Genomic DNA, 25,074 nt, shown 5'->3' with positions numbered 1-25,074 from the left:
CCGCGCGACCAGATGGCACCGCCCGTCAGTCGAACCAGCGGTCCCTGGCCAGTTCCTCCGTGCGTGACTCGTCCTCCAGGAGGGCCGCCACCTCGAAGCGGCGGGGCCACTGGCCCGCCGCCCAGGCGAGGCCGGCGGCCACGCCCTCCAGCGTCGCCGCGTGGAGCGCACCGTCGTCGGTCAGACGCCAGTCGATCTCCACGCCGTCGACGAGCAGTTCCCCGTGCTCCACGTACGACGCCGGGGTGCGCGCCCCGAGCAGCACCCGCACCGGCTCCGGTACGTCGTGCTCGGTGCCCTCGGAGTCGACGCGGCCGGTGACGGACTCGCTCAGCCGCCGCACCTGGAACAGCTCCGCCAGCTCGGCGGCCCGGGCCGGGCGGACCGGCAGCAGCGGCACGCCGGAGGTGAAGGGCAGCAGGTCGGGCGAGTCGACCACGACGGCGTCGGCGGCGTCCACGACGCGCACCTCGCCGTCGACCACGGCCCGCACCTCGTCCGGCAGGGTGACCTGCTCGGGGTCCAGCTCGGCCAGCGCGCCGTACAGGGCGTGCAGTTGGGCGGCCGTGACCGGGCGGTCCGGGTCGGCGAGGCGGTCCAGGAGTTCGGCCGCGCCGCCGGGCTCGTCGAGGAGCGCGGCGACCGAGGTGCGCACGCCGAGCGCCCGCAGCACCTGCTCGTCCTCGAAGCCGGTCGCGTCGGCCTCGTCGTACAGGCCCCGCAGCAGCGGGTCGCCGCCCGCCGCGCGCAGACCGGCCGGGCGGCGTCCGCCGAGCACCGGGTGCCCGCGCAGCCACCACGCGGTGTACGGCCGTACGACCTCGTGGGTGCCGTCGGGCAGCAGCACGCGCACGGGCTGGACCAGCGCGTCGCGCAGCGGCGGCCGGGACAGCAGGGCGAGGGCCTCGGGCCAGTGGTCGTCGTCCACGAGGTCGAGGTCGCGCACGGCGACGATCTCGGTGGCGACCGGCGGGACGGGGGTGTCCGGGAAGCGGTCGAGGACGTCCTCGCTCCACACGTCCACGGCGTCGAGCAGTCCCGCGTCGTCGGGCTCGGCGAAGTCTCCCTCGCGGGGCTCCAGTTCGTCGGGGTCCAGGACGACGTCGGTGGCGCGGACGAGGGCGAAGGTGACGAGGACGCCGCAGGCGGCCAGCGGGTCGGGACCCCACTTCTCGGCGAGTTCCGCGTCCACGGCGGCGAGTTCGTCCTCCCGCATGACCCGGGCGAACGGACCGCCGGGGAAGACGAGTTCGCCCGCCGGGGAGAGCTCGCCGTCCTCGTCGGGCAGGGCGAGGGCGCCCAGCCAGGGCTCGTCCCCGGCGTCGAGCCCGGCGTCGCGGACCAGGCCGAGCACGGTGTCGGCCAGCTCCTCGGCGTCGAGGGCGTCCTCCTCCCAGTTGGTGCCGCCCTCGTCGTCCAGGGAGGCGGCGACGGCGGCCCTCACCTGCGGGGTGGTGAGGACGGCGCGCGGGGTGGCCGGGAGGGCGCCGAGCTTCTCCAGGAGCGGGTGCGCGGCGTCGGGGTGGGCGACCTTGAGGCCGAGCCGGGTGAGGACCTCCGGGTCGAGGGAGGCGGCCTCCGGGGAGGGCAGCAGCACCTGCCGGGGCCCGATGGTCGTGCGTCCGTCGGCGAGCGGCACCGGCAGCCCGGACAGCCGGTCGGGGTCGACCCCGGCGAGGCTGTCGTAGAGGCTGCGCCACCAGGCGGGTGCCTTCTCCAGCCCCGCCAGCCGGTCGATCGCGTCGGTCAGCGGCACCCGGGCCACGCCCAGGGTGCGCAGTTCGGCGCGGCGTTCCAGACCGGCGGGCAGCAGGGTCGGCAGTACCTCGGCCAGCACCCGCACGGTGTCGGCGCCCGCGCCCTCCACCACCTCGGCGTCGCGCGGCCGCAGGGACTCCGGAAGGTCGTCCTCCGCTTCCTCGCCCCCGGAGGGGACGGCGGGCGGCAGGAAGGACGTACGGGGCAGCCGGTCGAGGATCGCCTGCCGCAGCGCGCCGTCCAGTTCGCCCCGGCCCAGCGCGCCGGGCACCAGGTCGATGAGACCGGCGGTGACCGGCCGCCAGTCGGCGAGCAGCCCGGCGTAGGCGTCGGCGGCCCGTTCCGTCAGGAAGTCGGTCAGCGGTCCCGGCGCGGTGTGCCGGCGGGTGGAGTCCAGCGGGAAGGACGCGATGAGCAGGGCGGGCACGCCGAGCGGTTCGTCGCTGGGGGTGGGCGCGTGGACCACCGGGCTGGTGCGGGGGCGGGCGGGAGCGCCGTCGGCGTCGACGGGCACCGCCCAGGTGACGGACCAGTGGGGCCGCAGCCGTTCCTCCACCGGCCGGTCGGCGAGGAGGTCGGGGGTGAGGGGGCCGTGCGCGGCGGCGGTGCGCCAGCGGGTGACGCCCTGCCGGGAGTCCTCCACGACGGTCAGGGCGCCCTCGGCGCGGCGGGAGAGGGTGCGCACCTCGTCGCCCGCCTCGATCACGACCTCCTCCAGACCCGGCAGGGCGAGTAGCAGGGCGTCGTCCACGCCGTGCAGGAGCCGTTCGGCGAGGTCGGCGGCGGCCGTGTCGCGCAGCGGAAGGATGACGGCCGTGTCGTACGGGTCCGGGGCGGTGCCCTCGGCGGGGAACGGCAGCCGCAGCAGCGGTACATGCCCGTCGCGCCGCCGGATCTCGTCGCCCAGGCCGGGGCTGTGCCGGGCGGTGTCGGCGGCCAGGTCGCGGGCCTCGGCCAGGGACCAGCGCACCCCGCCGTGCCGGCCGACGACGGCGGGCTCGTCGGTGACGGCCAGGACGGCGGCGAAGCCGACCCCGAACCGGCCGACCGAGCCGTCCACCGCGTCCCGCTTGGCGGAGGCGCGCAGGGTGGACAGCGACTCGACGCCGGTCGCGTCGAGCGGGGCGCCGGTGTTGGCGGCGACGAGGACGCCGTCGCGCAGGGTGAGCCGGAGCCGGCCGGGCACGCCGGCCCGGGCGGCGGCGTCGGCGGCGTTCTGCGCGAGTTCGACGACCAGCCGGTCGCGGTAGCCGCCGAGGACGAGGTCCTCCTCCGCGTTGGCGTCCTCACGGAACCGGGCCGGGCTCGTCGCCCACGCGTCCAGCACCCCGCGCCGCAGCCGTGCCGTACCGAACGGATCGGCACCCTCGGCGGCAGGCCGTACGAACATGCTCACGGTGACTCTCCTCATCGACGGACCACGAAGGTACCGCCCACGCGGCCCGTCCGATGCCGTGTGGCCCCGGCCGGCACCATCCAGCCCGTCCGATGCCGTGTGCCCCCGCCCGGCACCATCCAGCCCGTCCGATGCTCTGTGGCCCCGGCCGGCACCATCCAGCCCGTCCGGCGTTTGAGGACGAGGCCGTCAAGGCCGAAGGGGGGTCTGGGGGCGCAGCCCCCAGGGACCTCAGCCACCCACGGCGGGCCTCAGGAGTGCCCCAGCTCCGCCACCGCCTGGTCCTCGGTCGCCGGGACCGACCCCGAATCCGCGGCCGGCCGCAGCGGGAACGGGTCCACCCGCGTCTCGTCGATCACCGGCGGAGCCACCCGCGGCGGCTTCGGCATCACCGCGGCCTCGGAGTGCCCGCCGCACCCGTAGGCCAGCGACACGACGTGCCCGTCGGCCGGGGAGAACTCGTTGGCGCACACGCCGAAGGCCTGCCCGAGCGAGCCGCCGATGCGGGCGAGGAAGCCGCAGCTGACGCAGGAGGCGGGGGCCGCCTGGGCCATCGCGGTCTTCGGGCCGTAGCCCTCCTCCCAGCGGTCGGCGGCGACGTGCAGGCCGTACCGGGACAGCACCCGGGTGCGGCGCAGGCCCAGCTCCTCGGCGACCGCCGAGATCGTGCCGCGGGCCGGGACGGTCGGCAGCTCGGCGGGCGGCCCGGCGGTCACCTCGGCGTCCTCGGCCTCGACCAGGTCGGCCATCTCGTGCGAGACGGCGGAGTTCGGCGGCGGCTCGTCCTCGCCGGTCCAGCCGGGCTCCAGGCGCAGGTCCTCCGCGTCGGTGGGCAGCAGGTCGCCGGGGCCCATGTCGCCGGGGCGCAGCCGCTCGCTCCACGGCACCCACTCGGGGGCCAGGAGCGCGTCGGGGCCGGGCAGCAGCACCGCCTCGTCCACCGTGACGATCTTGGCGCGGGAGGCGCGGGCCACCGTCACGGCCCAGCGCCAGCCCCGGTAGCCCATCTCCTTGCAGGCGAAGTAGTGGGTGACGACCCGGTCACCCTCCGACACCAGGCCCTCGTGCTCGCCGACGACGCCGGGTGCGGCGGCCTCCTCGGCCGCGGCCCGGGCGAGGTCGACGGCCTCGGCGCACAGGCGGTCAGGGGTGCGGCTTCGCGTTGTCGCTGCGCTCACAGGTATCGCTTCTCTCCATACGCCGTCTCACGAGTGCGCCGCTGTGTGCGAGGGGCGGACGGAGCGGACCTGTGGACCGCGTCGACGTCCGCGCCCGATCGCGCTCGGGCGCACCTACGTCATCCATTCTGCGGGATGGCCGTACGGCGCGCGGCCGAGAACGTTCGCCACGGCGCGCTACGCACGCTACCTGCTCATGTGCCCTGGGCCTACACCGACGGGGATTTCGGCGGGGTACGGCCACGCGTTCCCGGGCGGGTCGCGCCCGACTCGATCACCGCCATCCGTGCCGTATCGACGCTACAGCCGCCTCTGACGGGGCACTATGACGGGGTGGCAGCCGCACGGACGGAATTCAAGCGCGGGAGCCGGTGGCGCGGTCCCGGCTCCCGGTTCCGTGCGGTCGGCCGCGCCCTGCGCCTGCCGGTGACCGGTACCGCGCGCGGCATCCGGCGGGCGACGCACGCGCACGGCGCGGGCGAGTCGGGCCTCGGCAAGCTGATCGAGCTGCACGGGGTGAACGGCGCCGGCGACGTCATGATCACCGTCGCGCTCGCCTCCACCGTGTTCTTCTCCGTCCCCACCGACGAGGCACGCGGGCGGGTCGCGCTGTACCTCGCCATCACCATGGCGCCCTTCACGCTCCTCGCGCCGGTGATCGGCCCGCTCCTGGACCGGCTGCCGCACGGCCGCCGCGCGGCGATGGCGACCGCGATGGGTGCCCGCGCGGTGCTCGCGCTGGTGCTGTCCGGCGCGGTCGTCACCGGCGGCATCGAGCTGTACCCGGCCGCGCTCGGCGTACTGGTCTCCTCGAAGGCGTACGGCGTGGTCAGGAGTGCCGTGGTGCCGCGGCTGCTGCCGCCCCGGGTCTCGCTGGTGAAGGCGAACTCCCGGGTCACGCTGTGCGGGCTGCTGGCCACCGGGGTGGCCGCGCCGATCGGTGCGGGCCTCCAGCAGGTGGGGCCGCGCTGGCCGCTGTACGGGGCCTTCGTGATCTTCGTGGCGGGCACCGTGCTGTCGTTCACGCTGCCGCGGAAGGTGGACTCGGCGCGCGGCGAGGACCGGGCGCTGCTCGCCGCGGACGAGGGCCACCTGCCGGGACCGCTGCGAAAGCGGGGCAAGCGTCCCGGCCTGCGCACGGTGGGCCCGGCGGTGACCCACGCGCTGGCCGCCAACGCCGCCATCCGCTGCCTGACCGGCTTCCTGATCTTCTTCCTGGCGTTCCTGCTGCGGGTGCACCCGATGACCGGCCAGAGCGCGGCGGTGTCGCTGGGGATCGTGGGCGTCGCGGCCGGTACGGGCAACGCGCTGGGCACGGCCGTCGGGGCGTGGCTGCGGTCCCGGGCACCGGAGGTGATCATCGTGACGGTGGTCGTGATCGTGCTGGGCGCGGCGGTGGTCGCCGCGGTGTTCTTCAGCGCCTTCCTGGTGGCGTGCCTGGCGGCGGTCGCCGGGTTCGCGCAGGCGCTGGCCAAGCTGTCCCTGGACGCGCTGATCCAGCGGGACGTGCCGGAGCACGTGCGCACGTCGGCGTTCGCGCGCTCGGAGACGCTGCTCCAGGTCTCCTGGGTGCTCGGCGGCGCGGTCGGCATCGTGCTGCCGCTCAACGGCACGCTGGGCCTGTCGGTGGCCGCCGCGATCATCGCCACCGGGTGGCTGACGACCGTACGGGGGCTGCTCGACTCGGCACGGCACGGGGGCCGGACTCGGCCGAGAGTGGCGTGACCACGCCACGCCGTACCCAGGTGGGGGACGGGGCTCGGGCGCCGTATAGCCTTCCGCCATGACCACGTTGCCCCGCGGCACCGCCGCTATCGGACACCGCGTTGTGCGACGCCGCCGCGCCGTCGCCGCTGTCGGCGCCGTGTCCGCCGGACTTCTCCTGCTGTCGGCCTGTGACGAGCCGACCCCGATCGCGACGATCACGGTCGGCAGTGACTCGGTCAGCTCCGAGGCCACCTGCGGCGGAGAGGGCGAGAACCTTTCCCCCGAAGAGATCGACAAGTGCCTGAAGGACAAGGACGCGAAGTCCATCACCGTCGACCAGGACGAGACCGTGCGGTTCGGTGTCGACCCGGACATCGCCGACAAGCACTGGACAATCCTGATGAACGGTCAGCAGCTCGTCGAGGACAGCGACAAGACGTACCGCACCGTGCCGGGCAGCGTGTTCTTCAACGCCCAGTACGGCGCCCAGGGCGACTCGACGAACGTCGCCGTCGCGGTCCGGGACGGCAAGGACGACAGCCAGAACATCACCGGTGTGTGGGTCTTCGAGCTGAAGAAGGACTGACCGCCCACGTCCTCCGTGCACCTCCTCGTGGCCACCGCGGTCCCCGTCGAACGGGACGCGGTGGCTCGGGCGTTCCCGGCGCCGGGCGCGGAGGTGTCCCGGCCCGGGGTCACCCTCCACCGGCTGCCGGACGGCTGGGACCTGCTGGCCGCCGGGGTGGGCCCGGCCCGCGCCGCCGCCTCCACGGCCGCCGCCCTGACCGCCGCCGCCCTCGACGCCACGCCCTACGACCTGGTCGTCTCGGCCGGTATCGGCGGCGGCTTCGCGCCCGGGGCGCCCGTCGGCTCACTGGTCGTCGCCGACGCGATCACCGCCGCCGACCTGGGCGCCGAGACCGCCGACGGCTTCCTGCCGGTCACCGACCTCGGCTTCGGCACCGTCACCCACCTGCCGCCGACCGGTCTGGTCCGCGCCGCCGCCGAGGCGACCGGGGCCCGGCCCGGCACCGTACTGACCGGGTCCACCGTCACCGGCACCGCGGCCCGCGCCGCACTGCTGCGCGAGCGCCACCCGGACGCCCTGGCCGAGGCGATGGAGGGCTTCGGCGTCGCCGAGGCCGCCGCCGCGCACGGCGTGCCGGTGCTGGAACTGCGCGCGGTCTCCAATCCGGTCGGACCGCGCGACCGCGCCGCCTGGCGCATCGGCGAGGCGCTCGCGGCCCTGACGGACGCCTTCGGGAAGCTCGCACCCGTCCTTGAGAGTTGGAAACCGCATGAGCGCTGACACCCTGCAGATCGCGTACTCCCCCTGCCCGAACGACACCTTCGTCTTCGACGCCCTCGCCCACGGCCGCGTCCCCGGCGCCCCCGCCCTCGACGTGACCTTCGCGGACATCGACATCACCAACGGCATGGCCGAGCGCGGCGAGTTCGACGTGCTGAAGGTGTCGTACGCCGTGCTGCCCTACGTCCTCGACGACTGGGCCCTGCTGCCCTGCGGCGGCGCGCTCGGCCGGGGCTGCGGGCCGCTGGTGCTGACCCGGGAGGCGGACGCCGACCTGCGGGGCCGCACGGTCGCGGTGCCCAGCGAGACCTCCACCGCCTACCTGCTCTTCCGCCTCTGGGCGGCGGACACCGTGCCCGGCGGGGTGGGCGAGATCGTCGTCATGCCGTTCCACGAGATCATGCCGGCCGTGCGGGACGGGAAGGTCGACGCGGGCCTGGTGATCCACGAGGCCCGCTTCACGTACCAGAACTACGGGCTGCACAAGCTCGCCGACATGGGCGAGCACTGGGAGCACACCACCGGGCTGCCGATCCCGCTCGGCGCGATCATCGCGAAGCGCTCGCTGGGCGCGCCGGCGCTGACCCGGCTCGCGGACGCCGTGCGCGCCTCGGTCCGCGCGGCCTGGGACGACCCGGAGGCGTCCCGGCCGTACGTCATGGAGCACGCGCAGGAGATGGACCCGGCCGTCGCCGACCAGCACATCGGGCTGTACGTCAACGAGTTCACCGCCGACCTCGGCGAGGACGGCTACGCGGCGATCCGGGGACTGTTGACCCGCGCGGCGGCCGAGGGACTCGTACCGGCCCTCGGCCCGGACGCGCTGGCGTTCCCGTAACGGGGGCTCCCCCGGCGGGACGGCGATCAGACGTCGAGCTGGTCCGCGACCGCGCGGAGCAGCCCGGCGATCTTCTTGCCGGCCGTCTTCTCGGGGTAGCGGCCGCGCTCCAGCATCGGCGTGATGTTCTCCAGGAGGGTCGTCAGGTCCTGCACGATGGAGGCCAGCTCGTCCGGCTTCTTGCGCTGCGCGGCCGCGACCGAGGGGGCCGGGTCGAGCAGGGCGAGCGACAGTGCCTGGTCGCCGCGCTGCCCGGCGACGACACCGAACTCGACGCGCTGTCCCGGCTTCAGGCTCTCGACTCCGGCGGGGAGGACCGAGGAATGGACGAAGACGTCACCGCCGTCGTCGCGGGAGAGAAAGCCGAAGCCCTTCTCGCTGTTGAACCACTTGACCTTGCCGGTAGGCACGTCTGTCCTCGTCCTCGTACTCGTCGGGAACACTGCTCGGAAATATGCTCGAAAACGGCTCTTGATAGCACTCGGGCGGGTCGTCCTGACCCGCCGGTACCAAGACTATGGGTCTTCAGACGGGTGACAAGACGTCCCCCGGCTGTTCTCCAGACCTGGGAACTACCCTGGTCGAGTGCGTGAACAAACCCAAACGAATTCCGCCGCTCCCGGTGACCGGTTGATCCGCGCCGGTGCGATCGTCTTCTTCGTCGGCGCCGTGGCCACTCTGGTCACGGTGGCCCCGCTGCTGCTGGACACGACGCCCTTCCCCACCTACATGTTCGGGCTGAGCATGCTGATGGGAGTGGGCTTCCTGGTCGCCGGTGCCGGGGTGCTCCGGTCGGTCGCCGCCGGGCGGCGTCAGGCGCGGGCCGCGTCGAGCCCCTCGGTGTCGCCCTCGCCGTCCCGGTAGGCCGCGAGCCACTCCGGGAACGCGGTGAGGTCGGTGAGGACCACGTCGGCGCCCGCCGCGCGCAGTTCCCCGGCGTCGCACGGCCCGCTGGCCACGGCCACCGAGCGGGCACCGGCGGCGCGGGCTCCGCGTACGTCGCCGACGTGGTCGCCGACGTAGACGTCCGCGTCGTGCTCGCGCAGTGCCAGGGCCTTCTGCTCGGCCCACAGGCCGCCGATCACGGCGTCCGGCTCGATGCCGAGGTGCGCCAGGTGCAGCTTCGCGTTCGGCTCGTACTTGGCGGTGACGACGATCGCGCGCCCGCCGGCCCCGCGCACGGCGGCCACCGCCTCACGGGCGCCGGGCAGCGCGAGCGTGGGCTCGATCGCGTACACCGGGTAGATCTCCCGGTACAGGTCGGCGACGGCGTCGATCTCCCCGGCCGGGAACCAGTTGGCCAGTTCCTCGGCCAGCGGCGGCCCGAGCCGGGTGACGGCCAGGTCGGCGTCCACGTACGTCCCCGTGCGGGCGCTCAGTTCGAGGTAGCAGGCACGGATGCCGGGCCGTGAGTCGATCAGCGTCATGTCGAGGTCGAAACCGACGGTGGGCGCGGGGCGGGTGGTGGAGGCCATGGCTCCCATTGTGCCGGGCCACCGGCGGGTGCCGTCGGCCGCGGGGCCGGTCGGCCGCAGGGCCGGTCAGCCGCGGGGCCGGTCAGCCTCGGGGGCGGCGGGACCGCCAGAGGAGATAGAGGGCGGTGGCCACGGCGGCGGTGCGCAGGACCCAGGGCCAGGTCTCGGTGATCGCGTCGTTCATGTGGCCCTCGGCGACGGGGTCGCCCCAGCGGCCCTCGGTGCGGCCCCACAGCCAGACGACGCCCGCGGCGGCGACCGTGCCGGGCAGGCCCAGGACGGCCCACTTCGACTGGGCCGGGGTCAGCCGGCGGGAGAGGTAGGCGATCAGCCAGCCCAGGCCGAGGGGGACCAGGCTGCCGAGCACCGCACCGGCGAGCAGCAGGGCCGCGGCGAGCAGGAGGAGGGGGTTGTTCCAGCCGCCCTCGGGCCACAGGCGGGGCAGGCGGCGGCCCTCCCGCTTCCCGGCGGGCACGGCGGTCGGCTCCTCGGCCTCCTCCACGGGCGGCTCCGGTGCGGCCGGCTCCGTCCTCCCCGCCTCGTCCAGCGCGCCCGGCGGCTTCCTCAGCAGCTCCGGGATCTCGACGCCGCCGACGAACCCGGGCACGCTGTCGCCGAGACCCCCGCCGGCGAAGGGGCCGTCGTCGACGCGCCACCAGTCCGGCTGTCCGTCGCCGACGTCGCCCAGTTCCCGGGCGCTCGCCAGGTGGGGCGGGGAGGCGGCGGGAGGCGCGGCCGGGGTTTCGGGCGCGGGCTTCCGCCGGCCCTTGCGCCGCCCGGCGTCGCGGGGACCGGCATCGCGCGGACCGGTGTCGCGCTGCTCGGGCACCGCGGTGGGCGACGGCGCCGCCGCCTGCTGCCGTACGCCGCTCGTGCCGCCCGCCGCGGTGACGATGTCGTCGGGCTCGCCGAGCCGGTCCAGGATGCGGCGGACCGCGGCGGGGCTGTCCACGGTGGTCTTCGCACGGTGCCGGTCGATCTCGTTGCGCAGCTCCGACACCAGCCGCATCCGGGTGGCCGACGGCAGCTGCCGCTGCTGGGCCACGTCGCCGACGCGGCTCAGATACTCGAAGACGACCTGGTCGCTCTCGATCCCCACGTTCCCCTCCGGGGCGGTGCGTTGCGGTACTCCGTCGTGCCCTGTCGTACCCCGTCGGACGAAGGTACCGAATCTTCCGCGTCCGGCCGACGGCACCGCACCGTCGCGGGCACACCTCCGCCGTCGCACGCACCCGCTAACGTGGACCGGATGAGCACCGAGGAGAAGTCCGCGGCCCCCCGGTCCCTCGCGGAGGCGCTCCGCGTCCGGGACGACGTCTCGCTGGCCGCCCTCCTGCGCAGCCGCCCCGACCTCATCACCCCCGTGCCGACCGACCTCACCCAGCTCGCCACCCGCGCCGGCACCCGCGCCTCCGTCGTACGGGCGCTGGAGCGGCTGGACCGGTTCGCGCTGCAGACGGCCGAGGCGCTGGCTGTGGCGCCGGAGCCGGCGTCGTACGGCGAGCTGCTCGCCCTGATGGGCGGTGACGAGGAGGATCCCGTCGTCGCGGCGGCGCTGCCCCGGGCCGCCGCCCTGTTGCGCGAGCAGGCGCTGGTGTGGGGCGCCGACGACCGGCTGCGGCTGGTGCGCACCGCCCGTGAGCTGCTCGCGCCCTCCCCGCAGCACCCGTCCCCGACCGGGCTCGGGCCGACCGTGCGGGAGGCGACGGCGGGGATGTCGCCGGGCCGGATCCAGGACATCCTCGCCGCCGTCGGCCTGCCCTCGACGCACGACTCGGTCTCGGCCGTGTCCGCGCTCGGCGGCCTGTTCGCCGACCGGCGGCGGATGGCCGCGCTCCTCGCCGAACTGCCCGGGGAGTCCCGGGAGGTGCTGGACCGGCTGGTGTGGGGGCCGCCGTACGGCCAGGTCACCCACGATCCCGCGGCACATCTGCGCGCGCTCCTCGACCGCGGTCTGCTGCTGCCGACGGCGCCCGGCACGGTCGTGCTGCCCCGCGAGGTCGCCCTGCACCTGCGCGCGGGCCGGGCGCACCGGGCGCCCGAGCCGGTGCCGCCGCCGGTGGAGGCGGCCGCCACGCACCGTCCACAGGTTGTGGACGCCACCGCGGCCGGCCAGGCGCTGGCGGCGCTGGCCACCGTCGACGAGCTGCTGAAGGAGTGGGACGAGGGCGGTCCGACGGTGCTGCGGGCCGGCGGCCTGAGCGTGCGCGACCTGAAGCGGACCGCCGTCGCCCTGGACGTGCCCGAGCCGGTCGCCGCGTTCTGGGTCGAGCTGGCCTACGGGGCCGGTCTGATCGCCTCCGACGGGGCGGCCGAGGAGCGGTACGCGGCGACCCCGGCGTACGACGAGTGGCGCGAGCTGCCGCCCGCCGAGCGCTGGGCGCACCTCGCGGCGGTGTGGCTGACCGCGACCCGGACGCCGGGCGTGGTCGGCGGGCGGGACGCGAAGGACCGCACGCTCTCCGCGCTGGGCCCGAACCTGGACCGTTCGGCGGCGCCGGAGGTGCGGCACCGGGTGCTGGCGCTGCTCGCGGGGCTGCCCGAGGGTGCCTCGCCGATCGAGGAGTCGCTGCTGGCCCGGCTGCGCTGGGAGCGCCCGCTGCGCGGCCCCCGGCGCGAGCAGCGGGAGCAGCGCGAGCCGGGGCAGGCGCGGGACGACGACCTGCGCGGCCGCGTCGCCCGGTGGACGCTGTCCGAGGCCGAGCTGCTGGGCGTCACCGGCCGCGGCGCGCTGGCGGCGCCGGGGCGGGCCCTGATCGGCGCGCCCGAGGTGCCCCGTCCGGCGGAGGCCCAGGAGTCGGAGCCCGCGGGTCCGGGCGACAAGCTCCCCGTCCACCACCACCGCATGCCCCCGGTGACCGCTCCCCCGACCCCCGCCGAGCGGGCCGCGGCCACCGCGACCGCCGCCCGGCTGCTCGCCCCGCTCTTCCCCGAACCGCTGGACCACGTGCTGCTCCAGGCCGACCTGACGGCGGTGGCGCCGGGGCCGCTGGAGCGCGGGCTTGCCGACGTGCTGGGGGTGCTCGCGGACGTGGAGTCCAAGGGCGGGGCGACCGTCTACCGGTTCACGCCGGGCTCGGTGCGCCGGGCGCTGGACGCCGGGCAGAGCGCCGCCGACCTGCACGCGTTCCTCGCCCGGCACTCCCGTACGCCAGTGCCGCAGCCCCTGACGTACCTGATCGACGACGTGGCCCGGCGGCACGGGCGGCTGCGGGTGGGCGCGGCCTCGGCGTACGTGCGCTGCGACGACGACGCGACGCTGGACGAGATCCTCGCCGACAAGCGGGCCGCCAATCTGGGCCTGCGCCGGCTGGCGCCCACCGTGCTGGCGGCGCAGGCCGACCCGGCGGCGCTCCTGGAGGGGCTGCGCGCGATCGGGTTCGCGCCGGCCGCCGAGTCCGCCGCCGGTGACGTGCTGATCGCCCGCGCGGACTCGCACCGCACCCCGCCGCGGGCGGCGCCCGAGCCGGTCCCGGACGGTCCGCCGGCGCCCGACGACACGCTCCTGACGGCGGCGATCCGGGCCGTGCGCGCCGGTGACCTGGCCTCCACGACCCCGCGCAAGCCGGTCCCGGGGGACGGCGAGGGCGGCGGCGAGGCGGGCGCGCCCGGCGGCACGCTGCCCCGCACGGGCGCCGCCGAGACGCTGGCCACGATGCAGGCGGCGGTCCTGACCGGCGAGGCGCTGTGGATCGGCTACGTGAACGCCGAGGGCGCGGCCAGCCAGCGCGTGATCGCGCCGATCCGGGTCGAGGGCGGCTTCGTCACGGCGTACGACCACACGGCGGACGAGGTGCGCACCTATCCGCTGCACCGGGTCACCGGCGTGGCCGAGCTGGCCGACGACGCGGGCTGACCTGAGTTCTTGCGCACGGTGCGCTCTTTCGGGTGTACGGCGTGATCCATGCACGCCACGCCGGGTGATTCGCACCTGAGAGGGAGCTTTTTTCATAAACCGCATCGAGCCGTCGGGGCTCGGGCAGCCACCGGTTGTCCTGCACCGAAGCGAAAGGAAGAGCCCGATGCGCACTGCAGTTCGCCGTCTCGCCACCGTCCTGGCCTCCACCGCGACGCTGGTCGCCGCGTTCGCCGCCGAGGCCGCCGCGGTCGGCATCGACCTCGGTGGAGGCCTCACCCTCTGACCGTCCGCCCACCGCGTCCCCGGCGGCGGGCCGGGGACGCGGCCCTTCCGGACCCGGCCCGCCGTCTCTCTCCCCCCTCCCCCGAGAACCCCGAAAGGCCCCCCATGCGTGGCAAGACCCCCGCCCCAGGTCCCGACCGGTCCGCCGACCGGACCGCCGCCCGTTCCGCCGCCCGTTCCGCCGTCGCCGTCTCCGTCGCCGCCCTGATCACCGCCGCGGCGCTGTTCGGCGCCCTCGCCCCGAAGGCCGCCGCGCTGGAGGGCCCGCTCATCAACAACATCAGCATCGCTCTCGGGTAGGCCCCGCCCCGCGATCAGGCACACTTGACGTTTGGCCGAGCCGTCGTCCGGCCGTACGCACGCGAAAGGGTGCCGCCCGTGAATGGTCCGCTGATCGTCCAGTCCGACAAGACCCTGCTCCTGGAAGTCGACCACGAGCAGGCCGCCGACTGCCGTCGGGCCATCGCGCCGTTCGCCGAACTGGAGCGGGCGCCGGAGCACATCCACACCTACCGGGTCACCCCGCTGGGCCTGTGGAACGCGCGGGCGGCGGGCCACGACGCCGAGCAGGTCGTGGACGCCCTCGTCGAGTACAGCCGCTACCCCGTGCCGCACGCGCTGCTGGTCGACATCGCCGAGACGATGGACCGCTACGGCCGCCTCACCCTCTCCAAGCACCCGGCGCACGGCCTGGTCCTGACGACCACCGACCGGCCGGTCCTGGAGGAAGTGCTGAAGTCGAAGCGGATCGCGCCGCTGGTCGGCAACCGCATCGACCCCGACACGGTGGCCGTGCACCCCTCCGAGCGCGGGCAGATCAAGCAGACGCTGCTCAAGCTGGGCTGGCCCGCCGAGGACCTCGCCGGGTACGTCGACGGCGAGGCGCACCCCATCGAGCTGGCCGAGGACGGGTGGGCGCTGCGCCCGTACCAGAAGCAGGCGGTGGAGAACTTCTGGCACGGCGGCAGCGGCGTCGTCGTACTCCCCTGCGGCGCGGGCAAGACGCTGGTCGGCGCGGGCGCGATGGCCCAGGCCAGGTCGACGACGCTGATCCTGGTCACCAACACCGTCTCCGCCCGGCAGTGGAAGCACGAGCTGGTCAAGCGCACCTCGCTGACCGAGGACGAGATCGGCGAGTACAGCGGCACCCGCAAGGAGATCCGGCCGGTCACCATCGCCACGTACCAGGTGCTGACGACCCGGCGGAAGGGCGTCTACCCGCACCTGGAGCTGTTCGACTCCCGGGACTGGGGGCTGATCGTCTACGACGAGGTGCACCTGCTGCCCGCGCCGGTCTTCAAGTTCACCGCCGACCTCCAGGCCCGCCGCCGCCTCGGCCTGACCGCGACCCTGGTCCGCGAGGACGGCCGCGAGTCGGACGTGTTCTCGCTGATCGGGCCGAAGCGGTTCGACGCGCCGTGGAAGGAGATCGAGGCGCAGGGCTACATCGCGCCCGCCGACTGCGTGGAGGTCCGGGTCAACCTCACCGACTCGGAGCGGCTCGCGTACGCCACCGCCGAGACGGAGGAGAAGTACCGCTTCTGCGCGACGACCGACACCAAGCGGAAGGTGACGGAGGCGATCGTGCGGCGGTTCGCCGGGCAGCAGATCCTCGTCATCGGCCAGTACATCGACCAGCTAGACGAGCTGGGCGAGCACCTGGGCGCGCCGGTCATCAAGGGCGAGACGTCCAACGCCCAGCGGGAGAAGCTCTTCGACTCCTTCCGGCAGGGCGAGATCAGCGTCCTCGTGGTGTCGAAGGTCGCGAACTTCTCGATCGACCTGCCGGAGGCGACGGTCGCCATCCAGGTGTCGGGCACCTTCGGGTCCCGGCAGGAGGAGGCCCAGCGCCTGGGCCGGGTGCTGCGGCCGAAGGCCGACGGCCACCAGGCGCACTTCTACTCGGTCGTCGCCCGCGACACCCTCGACCAGGACTTCGCCGCCCACCGCCAGCGCTTCCTGGCGGAACAGGGCTACGCCTACCGGATCATGGACGCGGACGAGGTCCTCGGCTGACGTTCAGTGACGGCGGACGCCGGCCTCCTCGCCGTACTCGCCGAGAACGACCACGTCGAAGGCGGCGCCCGCGAACACCCTGACGGCGCGCAGGGTGTCACCGAGCCGGTGCCGGTGGCTGCCGGCCACGGGCGTGGCACCGGACGCGCGGCCCGGTGCCGGGGCGGGGGAGATGGTTGCTGCGCTCATGTCTCCATGGTGCGACCGCCACCCCCCGACCGGCATCGGTCTACGGACCCAATCCCCGCACGCCTCGGCTACAACCCTGGAGGGAGCGCATCCCCCAGCGCGGATGACGTGATCCCCTAGGGGTCCAGCGCGGGGCGGGGCGCGGGGCGGCGCGGGGCAAGGCGCGGGGCGGAGAAAAACGGTTGGCCCGCGCCGCACGCCCTACCCTAGAATCTCCGCTCTTGCCCGCCTCCCCTCACGGAGTGCCCGCCCGTCTCCCACCACCACCCTCAACCGAGGCCCTAACGGGCCGCAGTGACTTTTCCGTCCGGACGGAAACCGGTCGGTCCCCGCGCGTCCCGCGCCCACCACACCGCAGGTCATCCGGAGGCACCCCCTTGTCCACGCCCGTCCACGACGACCCCCTCTCCAAAGAGCGCTCCCACCTCGCCGCGTCCCGTTCCGCGCTGCGCGCCATGCGCGAGGACGTCGAGTCCCTCGACATCACCGACGTGACGGCGAACTGGGTCAACGCCGCCGTCCTGGAGAGCCAGATCGAGCAGCGCATCAAGGCGCTCGCGGACCTCAGCGAGACCCCGCTGTTCTTCGGGCGGCTCGACTACCTGCACGCCCCGGGCGCCGAGCGGGCGGAGGGCGGGGACGGGGAGCGCTTCTACGTCGGGCGGCGGCACGTGCACGACGCCGACGGCGACCCGATGGTGATCGACTGGCGGGCGCCGGTGTCCCAGCCGTTCTACCGGGCGTCGAAGAAGGACCCGCAGGACGTCTCGCTGCGCCGCCGCTTCGGCTACACCGGCGGCGACCTGACCGCGTACGAGGACGAGCACCTGCTCGACCCGGCGGAGGCGGCGACCACCAGCAGGCTGCTCCAGCAGGAGATCGAGCGGCCCCGCGTCGGACCGATGCGGGACATCGTGGCGACCATCCAGCCCGAGCAGGACGAGATCGTGCGCGCCGGGCTGGCCGGCTCGGTCTGCGTGCAGGGCGGCCCCGGCACCGGCAAGACCGCCGTCGGCCTGCACCGCGTCGCCTTCCTCCTGTACGCGCACCGCGAGCGCCTGGCCCGCACCGGCACGCTGGTCATCGGCCCGAACCGGTCCTTCCTGCACTACATCGAGCAGGTCCTCCCGGCGCTCGGCGAGCTGACGGTGCGCCAGGCCACGGTCGACGACCTGGTCGCCCACGTCGAGGTGCGCGGCGCGGACGAGGCGGCGACGGCGGTGATCAAGGGCGACGCGCGGATGGCGGAGGTGCTGCGCCGGGCCCTCTACTCCCACGTCGTCCCGCCCACCGAGGGCGTGGTCGTGGTGCGCGGCTCGCGCCGCTGGCGGGTGCCGGTGTACGAGCTGGAGGAGATCGTCCGCGAGCTGCTCGCCCGTGACATCCGCTACGGCGCCGCCCGCGAGGCGCTGCCGCAGCGGGTGGCGCACGCCGTGCTGGTGCAGATGGAGCGGGCGGGCGAGGCGCCGGACGACCGGGTGCAGAACGCGGTGGCGCGCAACGCCGCCGTGAAGGCGCTGGTGAAGTCGGTCTGGCCGCAGGTCGACCCGGCCAAGCTGGTGCTGCGCCTGCTGGCCGACGCGGACTTCCTCGCCAAGCACGCCGAGGGGATCCTCACCGAGGACGAGCAGAAGGCGGTGCTGTGGGTGAAGCCGGCCCGCTCGGTGAAGTCCGCGAAGTGGTCGCCGGCCGACGCCGTGCTGATCGACGAGGCGACCGACCTGATCGAGCGCACCCATTCGCTCGGGCACGTGGTCCTCGACGAGGCGCAGGACCTCTCCCCCATGCAGTACCGCGCGGTGGGCCGGCGCTGCACCACCGGCTCGGCGACCGTCCTGGGCGACCTGGCGCAGGGCACCACGCCGTGGGCGACCCGGAGCTGGGCGGAGGCGCTGGGGCACCTGGGCAAGGGCGAGGCGGTGGTCGAGGAGCTGACGGCCGGTTTCCGGGTGCCGACGGACGTCATCGCGTACGCGTCCCGGCTGCTGCCGTACATCGCGCCGGGTCTGACGCCGGTCGCGTCGATCCGCGAGAACCCGGGCTTCTTCGACATCCGTGAGGCGGCGGACGCGGGCCCGGCGGACGTGCTGGCCGCGTGCCGCGAGCTGCTGGAACGGGAGGGCTCGGTCGGCCTGATCGCCGCCGACGCGCGGGTGCCGGAGCTGGCGGCGGCCCTGGCGGCGGCCGGTATCGGCCACGTCGGCCCCGGCGAGGAGACCACCCGTGCCACCCGCCTGACCCTGGTCCCGGCCTCGCTGGCCAAGGGCCTGGAGTACGACTACGTGGTCCTGGACGAGCCGCGGGCCGTGGTCGACGGCGAGCCGGACGAACGGACGGGGCTGCGACGGCTGTACGTGGCGCTGACGCGAGCGGTCTCGGGCCTCGTCGTGATCCACGCGGCCGGGCTGCCGCCGCAGTTGGCGTAGGCAGGACACGCGGCGCCCCGGAGTCACGGCACCCACGGCGCGGCAATCCGGGCAGGTCATGTGGTCAGGGACGGTCGAGTACGCCCCCCGGCGTCACGATGCGCTCGACCGCCGCCGCCACCAGTTCGTCGCGCTCGGCCGGGGTGAAGACGTCCGGCAGGGTGAGCTGTTCGACGATCAGCCAGTTCAGGGCGAGGATGAGCAGCTTGACGGCCATGGCGTCGCCGGGGAGGCCGGACGCCTCGTGGTAGGCCACGTTGGCGGCGACGTCCTCGCGGATGCGCTCGGTCAGCACCGCGCGCAGGCCGGGGCGCCGGGTGGCCTCCAGGCGCAGCTCCAGCAGGGCGAGGTAGCCGGTGCGGAACGAGGCGACGCGGTCGACCAGTTCGCGCATCAGCTGGACGTAGGTGTCCCGGTCGCGGCCGGCCGTGCGCTGCCGGGCGATGGTGGCCTCGTCGGGGCGCAGCCGCTCGTAGACGCGGGCGCCCGCCTGGGTGAGCAGGTCGTCGCGGTTGGCGAAGTAGTTGGACGCGGTGCCGGGCGGGACGGCCGCCTCGGTGTCCACCGCCCGGAAGGTCAGGCCCCGGGCGCCCTGCGCGGCCAGTACCTCGATCGCGGCGTCGACGAGGGCGGCGCGGCGCTGGTCGTTGCGTCTCACCATGTCACGGGCCGCCCATCGGCTCGATGTCCACCCGTACCGGCGTGCCCCACATCCGCAGCACCTCGTAGTCGGTGAACTCGTGGACCAGCCGGTACGCCATCGCGGCGTGCGGGCCGCGCAGTTGGGCCGCGATGTACAGCTCGGCCTCGCGGCGGTCGCGGCGCGGGGTGCCGCACAGCTGCCACGCCTGGCCGTTCCACAGCTCGGGCAGCCAGCGCTGCTGGGGCTGCGGGCGGTCGCCCCGGACGCCGTAGCGGGACTGGACCGGCTCGGTGGGCCGGGCCGGCAGCGGGCCGCCGTTGTACTCGGCGCGGCGGGCCGTGCGGCGGCGGGTCTCGCAGAGCAGGCACAGGTCGGGGGCGGCCTGGTCGACCGGCCCGTTCGGGTGCTCCGGGCAGCGGGTGCTGGGGGCCGTCGTGGTGACGCTCTCCTCCAGCTGGTCCAGCGCGCGCTTCAGGTCCGCGCGGACCTCGTGGAGCTTGGCCTCGGGCGTGTCGGCGGTCAGGGCCTCGCCGTGCTCGCCGAGGAGACGCAGGGCGCGGCCCAGGGCGGTCAGCTGGGCGTGGTTCATGTCCTTCAGAATCGCACACGGCGCCGACGGCCCCGGGCCCGCGCCCGGAGGGGATGCCGCGCCGGTCAGCCGAGCGCCGCCGTCAGCGCCGCCCGCAGGTGGCCGCCGGACTCGGTCAGGAGGCGGCCGGCCGTCGGGCCGTCCACGTCGGCCAGCAGGACCAGGATCGCGTGCTTGACCTCGCCGTCGGTCGCCGTCAGGGCGCGCTCGATGTCGTCGTCGGCGGCGCCGGTGGCGAGCGCGACGATGCGGCGCGAGCGGGCCCGCAGCTTCTCGTTGGAGGCGCGCACGTCCACCATCAGGTTCCCGTACGTCTTGCCGAGCCGGATCATCGTGATCGTCGACAGCATGTTCAGGACCAGTTTCTGCGCCGTGCCCGCCTTCAGCCGCGTCGAGCCGGTGAGCAGCTCCGGCCCGGTGACCACCTCGATGCCGTGCTCGGCCGCGGCGGCCAGGGCGCTGCCCCGGTTGCAGGCGAGACCGACGGTCAGGGCGCCGCGCGCGCGGGCGTACTCGACGGCGCCGACGGCGTACGGGGTGCGGCCGGAGGCGGAGACGCCGACCACCGTGTCGTCGGCGGTCAGCGCGAGGGCGTCCAGGTCGGCGCGGGCCAGCTCGGGGGAGTCCTCGGCGCCCTCGATGGAGGTGACCATGGCGTCCGGGCCGCCCGCGATCAGGCCGACGACCTGCCCGGGGTCGGTGTTGAAGGTGGGCGGGCACTCGGAGGCGTCCAGCACGCCCAGCCGTCCGGCCGTACCGGCGCCGGCGTAGATCAGCCGCCCGCCGCGCGCCATCCGGACGGCCACGGCGTCGATGGCGGCGGCGATCTCCGGCAGCCGCTCGGCGACGGCGGCGGGCACGGTGGCGTCCTCGCCGTTCATCAGCCGCGCGATGTCGAGGGTGGGCAACTGATCGATCTCGGCCAGCTCCGGCCGGAACGCCTCGGTGGTGAGCGTCTCCAACTGGGAACGCAGATCGGGGTGATGGGGGGTGGAGGTCATAGGAATGCGGCCCTTTTCAACTTGCGATGCCTGTACTAACCCAGGTGCGCGGGGAACTGCGCGACCAGCCACACTCGGCCCGCAGCCACCCGCGAAAGCTCAAGCCCTACGGTCCCCCGCCCCCGCGCGGAGCGCCCCGTGCCGATGCGCCAGGGCCTCGTAGGACGCGGCCAGAGCCGGCGCGGCCGCCTCGTACGTCCGCTGCGCCACCCCCACGAAGAGGCAGTCCACGACCAGCAGCTGGCTGGTCCGGGACGACATGGCCGCCGGTCGCAGCTCGCTCTCCCGGGCGGTGGACGTGGTCAGCACGTGGTCGGCGTACTGGGTGACGGGACTGTCGGGGCGGCCGGTGATGGCGATGGTCGTCGCGCCCCGCTCGAAGGCGACCCGGAGCGGCTCGATGACGTCCCCCGTGGAGCCGGAGTGCGTGATCGCCAGAGCCACGTCCCCCGCGCGCAGCTGCACCGCGTTGGTGACGGCGAGGTGCGGATCGCCCGGGGCGTGGGCTATGAGCCCTATGCGCAGCATCTTCTGGGTGAGGTCCTGGGCGACCAGGTTGGACGCGCCGATGCCGTACACGTCGGTGCGCCGGGCGGCGGTCAGGGCGGCGACGGCCGCGCCGAGCTGGACGGTGTCCAGACCGGCGGCGGTGTCCGCGAGGGTCTGCTGCTCGTCGTAGGCCAGCTTGGCGACGACGTCGGCGATCGGGTCGTCGACCGCGATGTCCGTCGTGATGGCGGGCGCGCGGCCGGACTGCTGCTGGGCGGCCAGCCCGGCGAGCGCGAGGCGCAGATCGCGGTAGCCGGGGTAGCCGAGCAGCCGGGCGGTGCGTACGACGGTCGCCTCGCTGGTGCCGGTCAGCTCGGCCAGGCCGGTGACCGTGAGGGCCGCGCAGCCGGCCGGGTCGCCCGCGACGGCCTCGGCGACCCGCTGCATGGAACGGGTCATCGACGGCGCCAGGGTGCGGACCTTGGCCGCGAGGGCGGCGGGCGCGGGTGGTGCGGGTGGCGCGCTGCCGCCGCCGGTGGCTCGGCGGCCCCCGGAAGCATTCACGAAAGTTTCCTTCACTTCATCGGTCACTCATGAAAGATATTTTCGTTTCGGTCCGCGGGTCAAGAGTGCGCACAATGGGTGCATGAACCCCATCAGCCCCCTGGAGCAGGCGCTGCACGCCGCACGCGCCCTCGTCCTCGCCGACCTGGTGGCGGGCGAGGTCGCCGAACCGGACGTCGTCTCGCTGGTCGAGGAGTCCGTCGTGCAGCGGCGCTGGTGGGTCGAGCAGTGGCCCGAGGGCGTGGAGTTCGTGGCCGGGCTGGTCGCGCAGGACGTGCAGGACGCGCTGCTGGAGCGGTACGGCCGCTGGCCGCTGTGCCCGGTGTGCGGCTCCGGCGACCCGCACGCGCTGGACGTCGAGCCCGAGCTGGGTCCCGACCCGCACTGGGTGTGCGGCAAGGCGGGCGTGAAGGTCGCGGCGGTCGGCTCGCTGGGCGCGGCCACCGGCGGAGCCCCCTCGTGACCACCGGAGGAGCGCCCTCGTGAGGACTCCCGGATGACCCTCTACATCGACCCGCCGACCTGGCCGGGCCACGGCCGCCTCTGGTCCCACCTGGTGAGCGACGCCTCCTACGCCGAACTGCACGCCTTCGCCGCCGCCCTCGGCGTGCCGCGCCGCGCCTTCGAGCGCGACCACTACGACCTGCCTGCCCACCGGTACGCCGACGCGGTGGCCGCCGGTGCGCTGGAGGTCAGCAGCCGCGAGGTGGTGCGGCTGCTGCACGGGGCGGGACTGCGCCGCCGCAAGGGGGCCGCCCGTACCGCCCCGGATGCTCAGCCGCGCAGCTCGTAGGCGAACTGCCCGGCGCCCTCGCCGCCCGTACCGCCCGCACCGCCCTCGGCGGAGTCCCCGGCGACCCGGGTGAACCCGGCGCGGGCGATGACCGCCTGCGACGCCGTGTTCTCCGGATCCGTCGTCGCGCGCACGGAGGTCACCGTCTCCCGCCCCAGCGCCCATGCGGACAGCGCGCGCAGTCCCTCGGTCGCGTAGCCGTTGCCCCGGGCCGCCTCGACGAGGTCGTAGCCGATCTCCACCCGGCCCTTCTCGTCCGGCGCCCCGTGGAAGCCGATGCCGCCGACCGCGCGCCCGTCCTCGCGCCGGACGAGGACGAAGACCCCCCACGCCGGGCGGTGGGCCCCCGTCTCGTAGGCCTTCACCAGCATTCCGGCGGCGTCCCGGGTGCCCTGGAAGGGCCCGCCGTCGACCCACGCGAAGCCGCCGTCGCCGCCCGCGGCGAGGTCGGCGGCGGCGGCGGGCGTGACGCCCTGGAGGGTGAGCCGCTCGGCCGGGATCACCAGGTTGTTGCGCCAGCGCCACTCGGTGACCGGGGCGCGGCCGGGCAGGTCGCCGCGGCCCGTGGCCCACAGCAGGGTGCGCCAGGGGTCGGTGTCGGGCCGGACGTGCGGGAAGAGCCGGGCGAGGAGGTCCGCGCAGCGCTCGGCGGGCGGTGCGTAGGTCAGCCCGAGGCCCTCGGCGATGTCGTGGGTGTGCAGGAACACCTCGGCGATCCCCATCGCGGCGAAGCCCTCGCGGTTCGCGCTGCGGAACGGGTACGGGTGGAAGGCACGGACCTCGCGCGGGGTGGTGCGCAGGGTGGCGGCGAGCAGGGCGCCGGTCGTCTCGATCACCTGGAGCACGTCCTCGTTGCCGGTGCCCTCGTCGAGGGTGATCTCGAAGGGCACGTACGCCTCGGTGGCGCGGCCGGCCAGCTGACCGGCGTAGGCGATGAGGTCGCCCGCGACGTGCTCCGCCGTGTACCGGCAGCTCCACTCCAGCCGTCCGGCCCGTACCGACTCCCAGTCCCGGTCCGTCGCCGTCCGCAGCAGCGCGACGGCGCCCGCGACGGCCTCTTCCACCTGTTCCCCGCCCAGTGTCCGCATGCCGGGCAGGCTAGACGCCCGGGCTGTCCGGGAGCGACAGCATTTCCAGCTCGCCGGTGAGGTTGTGGCGGGCGGTGGCCTCCCACTCCCGTCGTCCGTGCGGGGTGTGGAACAGGCTGGGCAGGCCGAGGAGTTGCCGCAGGATCGCGGCCCGGCCCGCGCGGAAGGCCTCGTTCGGCACGAAGTGGTACTCCTCGCGGACGGCCGCCGCGTACGCCGCGTACGCCGACGGCGGCGCGGCGAGGACCGCCAGGTCGGCGTCGCACAGCACCTGGCCGTCGCGGTCGTCGCCGGCCGGGGCGTGCGTGACGGTGAGCCGCACCAGCCGGGCCACCTCGGCGGTCTTCGCCGCCGGTACCCCGGCCTCGGGCAGCGCGCGCTCGGCGAGCCGGGCCGAGCGCTCCTCGTTCTCGGACCGGTCGGGCTGGTAGACGGCGTCGTGGAACCACGCGGCGAGGCGTACGACGTCCACGTCTTCGGCGTGCTCCGCCAGGACGTCGATCCGGTCCAGGACCGCGGTGAGGTGCGCGAGGGTGTGGTACCGCCGCTGGGGCTCCTGCCAGCGGGCGAGCAGGTTGTCGGCGTACGGCGCGGGGTCAAAACCGGAACCGGAGGCGGGACCGGAACCGGAGGCGGGACCGGCGGTGGCAGCGGGGGCGGCGGCGGTGGCACCCGCCATGGCGTGGGCGAATCGGGAGCGCAGGGCGTCGAGGTCGGCCATGGGGCGCATTCTCCCAGATAATGTTCGTGATAGCTTCTAACCAAAGTGCCCGCGTTCCCGGCGGGCGGGCCGGGCAGGACTCGAAAGGCGGCGGGCGGACCATGCCTCAGGCGCGCACCAGCACCCCGCGCGAGCGGTACCGCGCCCAGGTGCGTACGGAGATCAAGGACCACGCGTGGGAGCAGATCGCCACGGCCGGGGCCTCCGCGCTCTCCCTCAACGCGATCGCCAAGCGGATGGGCATGAGCGGACCCGCGCTCTACCGCTACTTCGACGGCCGCGACGAGCTGATCACCGAACTCGTCCGGGACGCCTACCGCAGCCAGGCGGACGCCTTCCGGGCGGCCGCCGGGTCCGGCGCCGACCTGGCCGGCCTGGCGCACGTCCTGCGCGCCTGGGCCCTCGACGACCCGCAGCGCTACTTCCTCGTCTTCGGCACCCCCGTCCCCGGCTACCACGCGCCGGACGACATCACCGAGATCGCCGCCGAGACCATGGCGGTCATCGTCGACGCCTGTGCCGCACTGCCCGCGCCGGACGGCACCGACGCGGCGTTGGACGCGCACCTCGACACCCACCGGCAGTGGGCGGGCGGCCACCCGGCGCCGTCCTCCGCGCTCCACCGCGCCCTGTCCTTCTGGTCCCGGCTGCACGGCGTCCTGTCCCTGGAACTCGCCGGCCAGTTCACCGGCATGGGCTTCGACCCCGCTCTTCTCTTCGACGCCGAACTGAAGGACCTGCTGGGCCCCTAAC

24 protein-coding genes are annotated in these 25,074 nt (G+C 74.9%); 12 read left to right on the top strand and 12 right to left on the bottom strand.

Annotated features, from left to right (window positions below; all coding sequences use genetic code 11):
* Positions 1 to 25: 25 nt before the first annotated feature.
* Both ACH4D3_RS14355 and ACH4D3_RS14350 read right to left on the bottom strand, forming a co-directional pair.
* Positions 26 to 3,154 (bottom strand): sacsin N-terminal ATP-binding-like domain-containing protein, encoded by a 3,129-nt coding sequence (locus tag ACH4D3_RS14355; protein ID WP_398321350.1) that lies wholly within the window; start codon positions 3,152 to 3,154, stop codon positions 26 to 28.
* 251 nt (positions 3,155 to 3,405) lie between these two features.
* On the bottom strand, positions 3,406 to 4,332 hold the full coding sequence (locus ACH4D3_RS14350) for a DUF3027 domain-containing protein (protein ID WP_398321347.1): 927 nt from the start codon (positions 4,330 to 4,332) through the stop codon (positions 3,406 to 3,408).
* Between the two features lie 333 nt (positions 4,333 to 4,665).
* On the opposite strand from ACH4D3_RS14350, the gene ACH4D3_RS14345 reads away from it, so the two are divergent.
* The 4 genes from ACH4D3_RS14345 to ACH4D3_RS14330 are packed head-to-tail and all read left to right on the top strand — an operon-like array spanning position 4,666 to position 8,186.
* Complete coding sequence (locus ACH4D3_RS14345; protein WP_398321344.1) at positions 4,666 to 6,057, top strand: MFS transporter; 1,392 nt, start codon at positions 4,666 to 4,668, stop codon at positions 6,055 to 6,057.
* 58 nt (positions 6,058 to 6,115) lie between these two features.
* Positions 6,116 to 6,625, top strand: coding sequence for a DUF2771 domain-containing protein (locus tag ACH4D3_RS14340; RefSeq protein ID WP_398321341.1), 510 nt, complete (start codon positions 6,116 to 6,118; stop codon positions 6,623 to 6,625).
* Between the two features lie 15 nt (positions 6,626 to 6,640).
* The gene (locus tag ACH4D3_RS14335) at positions 6,641 to 7,348 is read left to right on the top strand and encodes a futalosine hydrolase (protein WP_398321338.1); all 708 of its coding nucleotides are present in this window, start codon (positions 6,641 to 6,643) and stop codon (positions 7,346 to 7,348) included.
* Entirely contained in the window at positions 7,338 to 8,186 is an 849-nt protein-coding gene (locus ACH4D3_RS14330; RefSeq protein ID WP_398321335.1) for a 1,4-dihydroxy-6-naphthoate synthase, read from the top strand. Before ACH4D3_RS14335 ends, ACH4D3_RS14330 begins: the two co-directional genes overlap by 11 nt.
* A gap of 26 nt (positions 8,187 to 8,212) precedes the next feature.
* On the opposite strand, the gene ACH4D3_RS14325 is transcribed toward ACH4D3_RS14330, so the two are convergent.
* Positions 8,213 to 8,596, bottom strand: a complete 384-nt coding sequence (locus ACH4D3_RS14325) for a cold-shock protein (protein WP_003974650.1) — start codon at positions 8,594 to 8,596, stop codon at positions 8,213 to 8,215.
* Positions 8,597 to 8,771: 175 nt separating this feature from the next.
* On the opposite strand from ACH4D3_RS14325, the gene ACH4D3_RS14320 reads away from it, so the two are divergent.
* Positions 8,772 to 9,050, top strand: a complete 279-nt coding sequence (locus tag ACH4D3_RS14320) for a hypothetical protein (RefSeq protein ID WP_398321331.1) — start codon at positions 8,772 to 8,774, stop codon at positions 9,048 to 9,050.
* Here ACH4D3_RS14320 and ACH4D3_RS14315 read toward each other — a convergent pair.
* Together ACH4D3_RS14315 and ACH4D3_RS14310 are read right to left on the bottom strand one after the other, a co-directional pair.
* Positions 8,999 to 9,661: an HAD family hydrolase gene (locus ACH4D3_RS14315; RefSeq protein ID WP_398321328.1), complete on the bottom strand. Its 663-nt coding sequence runs from the start codon at positions 9,659 to 9,661 to the stop codon at positions 8,999 to 9,001. The genes ACH4D3_RS14320 and ACH4D3_RS14315 overlap by 52 nt on opposite strands.
* Positions 9,662 to 9,743: 82 nt before the next feature.
* On the bottom strand, positions 9,744 to 10,760 hold the full coding sequence (locus tag ACH4D3_RS14310; RefSeq protein ID WP_398321325.1) for a hypothetical protein: 1,017 nt from the start codon (positions 10,758 to 10,760) through the stop codon (positions 9,744 to 9,746).
* 150 nt (positions 10,761 to 10,910) lie between these two features.
* Between ACH4D3_RS14310 and ACH4D3_RS14305 the strand changes: the two genes are divergently transcribed.
* The 3 genes from ACH4D3_RS14305 to ACH4D3_RS14295 all read left to right on the top strand — a co-directional run bounded on the left by ACH4D3_RS14305 (position 10,911) and on the right by ACH4D3_RS14295 (position 15,818).
* Positions 10,911 to 13,517: a helicase-associated domain-containing protein gene (locus tag ACH4D3_RS14305; protein ID WP_398321322.1), complete on the top strand. Its 2,607-nt coding sequence runs from the start codon at positions 10,911 to 10,913 to the stop codon at positions 13,515 to 13,517.
* A gap of 390 nt (positions 13,518 to 13,907) precedes the next feature.
* Positions 13,908 to 14,102 (top strand): hypothetical protein, encoded by a 195-nt coding sequence (locus tag ACH4D3_RS14300; RefSeq protein ID WP_398321319.1) that lies wholly within the window; start codon positions 13,908 to 13,910, stop codon positions 14,100 to 14,102.
* Positions 14,103 to 14,180: 78 nt separating this feature from the next.
* Positions 14,181 to 15,818: a DNA repair helicase XPB gene (locus ACH4D3_RS14295; protein ID WP_398321316.1), complete on the top strand. Its 1,638-nt coding sequence runs from the start codon at positions 14,181 to 14,183 to the stop codon at positions 15,816 to 15,818.
* 3 nt (positions 15,819 to 15,821) lie between these two features.
* Here the strand turns inward: ACH4D3_RS14295 and ACH4D3_RS14290 are convergent, their stop codons facing one another.
* A complete protein-coding gene (locus ACH4D3_RS14290; protein WP_003974657.1) occupies positions 15,822 to 16,007 on the bottom strand; it encodes a hypothetical protein in 186 nt (61 codons plus the stop codon).
* Between the two features lie 377 nt (positions 16,008 to 16,384).
* Here ACH4D3_RS14290 and ACH4D3_RS14285 point away from each other — a divergent pair, with 377 nt between their 5' ends.
* Positions 16,385 to 18,433 carry a HelD family protein gene (locus ACH4D3_RS14285; protein ID WP_398321313.1) on the top strand — a complete coding sequence of 683 codons (2,049 nt, stop codon included), beginning with the start codon at positions 16,385 to 16,387 and terminating at the stop codon, positions 18,431 to 18,433.
* A 64-nt stretch (positions 18,434 to 18,497) separates the two neighbouring features.
* On the opposite strand, the gene ACH4D3_RS14280 is transcribed toward ACH4D3_RS14285, so the two are convergent.
* From ACH4D3_RS14280 to ACH4D3_RS14265, 4 genes are all read right to left on the bottom strand, one after another.
* Positions 18,498 to 19,094 (bottom strand): TetR/AcrR family transcriptional regulator, encoded by a 597-nt coding sequence (locus ACH4D3_RS14280; protein ID WP_398321310.1) that lies wholly within the window; start codon positions 19,092 to 19,094, stop codon positions 18,498 to 18,500.
* Between the two features lies 1 nt (position 19,095).
* Positions 19,096 to 19,665 carry a hypothetical protein gene (locus tag ACH4D3_RS14275; protein WP_398321307.1) on the bottom strand — a complete coding sequence of 190 codons (570 nt, stop codon included), beginning with the start codon at positions 19,663 to 19,665 and terminating at the stop codon, positions 19,096 to 19,098.
* A 65-nt stretch (positions 19,666 to 19,730) separates the two neighbouring features.
* Positions 19,731 to 20,666, bottom strand: coding sequence for an N-acetylmuramic acid 6-phosphate etherase (murQ, locus tag ACH4D3_RS14270; RefSeq protein WP_398321304.1), 936 nt, complete (start codon positions 20,664 to 20,666; stop codon positions 19,731 to 19,733).
* Between the two features lie 99 nt (positions 20,667 to 20,765).
* Positions 20,766 to 21,746, bottom strand: coding sequence for a MurR/RpiR family transcriptional regulator (locus ACH4D3_RS14265; protein ID WP_398321301.1), 981 nt, complete (start codon positions 21,744 to 21,746; stop codon positions 20,766 to 20,768).
* A gap of 55 nt (positions 21,747 to 21,801) precedes the next feature.
* On the opposite strand from ACH4D3_RS14265, the gene ACH4D3_RS14260 reads away from it, so the two are divergent.
* Together ACH4D3_RS14260 and ACH4D3_RS14255 are read left to right on the top strand one after the other, a co-directional pair.
* A complete protein-coding gene (locus ACH4D3_RS14260; protein ID WP_003974665.1) occupies positions 21,802 to 22,182 on the top strand; it encodes a hypothetical protein in 381 nt (126 codons plus the stop codon).
* A gap of 33 nt (positions 22,183 to 22,215) precedes the next feature.
* Positions 22,216 to 22,512, top strand: coding sequence for a DUF4031 domain-containing protein (locus ACH4D3_RS14255; protein WP_398321298.1), 297 nt, complete (start codon positions 22,216 to 22,218; stop codon positions 22,510 to 22,512).
* Here the strand turns inward: ACH4D3_RS14255 and ACH4D3_RS14250 are convergent.
* Together ACH4D3_RS14250 and ACH4D3_RS14245 are read right to left on the bottom strand one after the other, a co-directional pair.
* Positions 22,494 to 23,600, bottom strand: coding sequence for a GNAT family N-acetyltransferase (locus ACH4D3_RS14250; RefSeq protein ID WP_398321295.1), 1,107 nt, complete (start codon positions 23,598 to 23,600; stop codon positions 22,494 to 22,496). The genes ACH4D3_RS14255 and ACH4D3_RS14250 overlap by 19 nt on opposite strands.
* Positions 23,601 to 23,610: 10 nt before the next feature.
* The gene (locus tag ACH4D3_RS14245; RefSeq protein WP_398321292.1) at positions 23,611 to 24,321 is read right to left on the bottom strand and encodes a hypothetical protein; all 711 of its coding nucleotides are present in this window, start codon (positions 24,319 to 24,321) and stop codon (positions 23,611 to 23,613) included.
* Between the two features lie 101 nt (positions 24,322 to 24,422).
* Here ACH4D3_RS14245 and ACH4D3_RS14240 point away from each other — a divergent pair, with 101 nt between their 5' ends.
* A complete protein-coding gene (locus tag ACH4D3_RS14240; protein WP_398321289.1) occupies positions 24,423 to 25,073 on the top strand; it encodes a TetR/AcrR family transcriptional regulator in 651 nt (216 codons plus the stop codon).
* Position 25,074: the final 1 nt, after the last annotated feature.

This window comes from Streptomyces sp. NPDC018026 (genome assembly GCF_044327745.1).
Taxonomy (GTDB): domain Bacteria; phylum Actinomycetota; class Actinomycetes; order Streptomycetales; family Streptomycetaceae; genus Streptomyces; species Streptomyces rubrogriseus.
The sequence above is the reverse complement of the archived record's forward strand: the minus strand, read 5'-3'. Positions and strand labels throughout refer to the sequence as shown.